The organism is Microcoleus sp. Pol11C2 (assembly GCF_036701505.1).
GTDB lineage: Bacteria > Cyanobacteriota > Cyanobacteriia > Cyanobacteriales > Microcoleaceae > Microcoleus.
Window position 1 is genome coordinate 1 of sequence record NZ_JAUBQX010000070.1, and the last position, 3405, is coordinate 3405.

At 40.7% G+C, this 3405-nt stretch carries 3 protein-coding genes; all 3 read right to left on the reverse strand.

Annotated elements, in window-relative coordinates:
• Positions 1 to 511: 511 nt before the first annotated feature.
• Positions 512 to 1237: an IS630 family transposase gene (locus QUA42_RS25265; protein WP_333141115.1), complete on the reverse strand. Its 726-nt coding sequence runs from the start codon at positions 1235 to 1237 to the stop codon at positions 512 to 514.
• A gap of 151 nt (positions 1238 to 1388) precedes the next feature.
• Positions 1389 to 1754, reverse strand: a complete 366-nt coding sequence (locus QUA42_RS27900; protein ID WP_445301367.1) for a transposase family protein — start codon at positions 1752 to 1754, stop codon at positions 1389 to 1391.
• A 166-nt stretch (positions 1755 to 1920) separates the two neighbouring features.
• Positions 1921 to 3405: calcium-binding protein (locus QUA42_RS25270; RefSeq protein WP_333141117.1), on the reverse strand; the 1485-nt coding region annotated here is incomplete at its 5' end.

Genomic DNA, 3405 nt, shown 5'->3' on the forward strand with positions numbered 1-3405 from the left:
ACAATTCATCGACTTGACTGAAATTTTTCAGGGTTCTGACCTCAAGTGTACCATTACTATGCACTACTACCCAGTTTCATACTTTGTTTGAAAAAAGTAATTGTTTGGGTGACGGGATATTAGAATTAACAGATTGGTTAAAAAAGCCATAACCATACTATAGCGATCCTAAATGATTTTCTATGTACAATATTGATGGATTTTGGGAAAATCAAATTTATCTTCCTTAGTGAAGAACTCAAACAAAAATTTTATAATCTTAAAAGACCTACATAAATACCAATACTTTATTAAAAAGTTTTTAGCTTGTAACCAAATATCTTCAACGGGATTCTGTTGGGGAGCATTCCGAGCAAATAAAATACAAGTAATTGACCAATCCTCAGGTTCTTTGTCACTATTTACTGTTGATAAGAAATCTTTAAACTCTCCATATTTATGATAACTAGCTCCATCCCAAATTAATATAATTCTCCGACCTTTATATTTATATTGTAAAGATTTAATAAATTTAACCGTTGATTTCCCATCTCCAGATGGATGACGCAAGAACGTGAAATTGTTGGCTTTGATAATTGAGAGGACCAAAATAAGTTTGTCGCTCTCTTTCATTAGTAATTGGAATTTCAATCCTCCTATCTGATAGACCCCAAACGTAGCCTGTCAGATCCCCATGAAGTAGATGACATTCATCTAAAAACAAGACTATTATTTCCCCTGATTCTATGCCCGCCTTGTTTTTCGATAAAATCTCGTTAATTTCTTCCCGCTTTTTTTTTACCAGTTCGTCCTCGGATTTGGGATTAATTTTTTGAGTCTTTTTCCAACTAATATTGGCATCCTCGAAAAGTTTATAATAGCTCTGTTTTGATTTATAGCTCACACCAAACTCTTGTTCTACATAAGTCACTAACTCCTCTAAGGTCCAATATTGTTTATTCTTTAACCACTCGACTACTACATCCGTTTGTTGCTCTGTCAAATACCCTGGCGAGCCTTTATATCCTAGTTTTATTCCTTCGACTCCTTGGGTTTTTAAAATTTTTTTCCAATAACCAACAAAAAATTCACTTACACCTAACATTTTGCTAATTTCCTGGTACAACTTACCTTCAAGCGCCATCCTGACAGCTATGGCTCGTTTTAGTTCTCTTGCATCGATATCGCTTTTAATGAAAGATTCTAATTGGGGTATTTCTTTTTCCATGTCTTTTTGTGGCAGTTGTAAGTTATTCATTTTTTTTCATGATCTAGTATTGCATATAATTCTATCATGATCTTGATTATGATTTAGGATTGTTATAGGCCTAATTTATGTAACTTTTTTACATCAACAGGTAAGATTTTATTGGCTACAGCTTTTACCATTTACCAAACTTCTTCTTCTGTTAGTTTATTGTTTTTATCCACGTTATTAATGTCACAATGGACAACTTGTTCCGCAATACTTTGTGCATATCTCTTGGTAATTTTTTTTCGAGAAACGCTAAACTTTCATTAAAAGGTTTGCGACAATTTTTACACTTAAATCGGCGCCTATTTACTCTCAACATTACTTCTCTATTCCCAATTGGTAAATTTCTCACTAGATATCTATAAATTTGATGCAAATGATGGCTGGATAGACTGTAAACAGGGCAAGAGGCTGTCGTTTTTTGTGATTTTATTACTAATATTAATGTTTCTCCTGTCTGTTTGTAATCTTCTACTACGACACCGGGCAAATTGAGAATACTTGTCATTAACTTGTTCATTATTTATTCGAGAGTCACAATTCTCATGAACCTTTAACTAACATTGGAGCAGCGGTAAGTACGGAAGAGCCTCCCCTCACCAACAATACCTGCCAATAATTGACAATCTCATAAACCCACCCCGACCGGGATATTATAGTTAATCGATCGGACATGATATTAGCGATCATTCTGATACAACCGGATTCGATATTATCTGCAAACCAGGTAGCCCGGTTACTGTAAAATCCTGTTGAGTGATGAGATTAGCTGGCACGCCCTTGAGGCTAGCTAAGATTTGATCGGTGTTGGCAACTTTGATAAAAGTTGTAGTGTTTTCTTGAAGTATGCTGAGTTGATCGACCGTTAACCCTCCCATTAAAATTAATAAATCTTCACCTTGCGTAAAATCAGCGATTACATCCTGGCCTTCTCCCGCAGTCAAGAAAAAGTAATCGCGCCCGCTTCCCCCTTGCAGCGTATCGTTTCCGAAGTGTCCCCTCAACCAGTCGTCGCCCATTCCCCCAATCAAAGTATCATCACCCTTACCGCCGTACAGAGTATCGCTACCGTCACCGCCACACAATTGATCGGCATCTTGATTACCGAAAATTAAATCATTGCCACTGCCACCGCACAAATAATCTTGTTGACTGCTAGCTTCCGTAGCGATATTGTCAATATCTCCGAAAATCGTATCCTCCCCATCGCCACCGCAGATGGTGTCATTTCCCAAATCTCCAAACAGCAAATCCTTGCCAGAATCCCCGCAAATTATATCGTTATCTTTGCCGCCGTGTAAGGTATCATTGTCTTCGTCGCCGCTTAGAGTATCTTCGCTTTCTTGTCCGTACAAAACGTCGTTGCCGTTATTGCCAAAAAGCAAATCTTTTCCTGTCAAGTCACCGTCAGACGCCTCAGAAGTGCCACCAAATAAACTGTCATTACCTTCATCGCCAAGTAGGGTATCGTTGCTTTTGTCGCCCCAAACTACGTCATTATCTTTGCCTGCGATCGCCACATCATGATCTTTACCGGCATAAATAATGTCATTCCCAGCGTGGCCGATGAGATAGTCGTTATTTTCGTTGCCCAATATGGTGTCGCTGTCTGCATCCCCACCAACAGTAACTGGGCTAGCAAGGCCACCGTAAATATTGTCGTTGCCGAGAAAGCCATTTAGCCAGTCGCTGCCGTTGAAACCGTTGATGATGTCATTAATATCGCTGCCGATTAGAGTATCTTTACCGTCAGTACCGTTGAGGGTATTTTCAGGGATATTCGGGCCGGGAATGAAAGTGCGATCGGGTAAAGTGATTCGATCGCACATACAGTCTTCCGAAGCAGCAGGAATTAGCGCAGGTGTGGGGGTTTCGGTTGTTGGAGATGTGGTTGGGGCGATCGAATTCTGATTGGCGATCGGCGTTTCCCCAGGTTTAGCCGTCGGGATTGGAGTTTCCGCAGATATCGGAATTGGCGTCGGTGTCGGAATTGGAGCTTCCGCAGGCGTCGGAGTTTCCGCAGGAATTGGCGTCGGAATTGGAGTTTCCGCAGGCGTCGGCGTCGGTGTCGGAATTGGAGTTTCCGCAGGCGTCGGCGTCGGAATTGGCGTCGGTGTCGGAATTGGAGTTTCCGCAGGCGTCGGCGTCGGAATTGGCGTCGGTGTCGGAAT

Coding starts and splice junctions, on each gene's coding strand:
- QUA42_RS27900 (WP_445301367.1), bottom strand. CDS start 1,754: ATGAACAAGTTAATGACAAGTATTCTCAATTTGCCCGGTGTCGTAGTA.
- QUA42_RS25265 (WP_333141115.1), bottom strand. CDS start 1,237: ATGAATAACTTACAACTGCCACAAAAAGACATGGAAAAAGAAATACCC.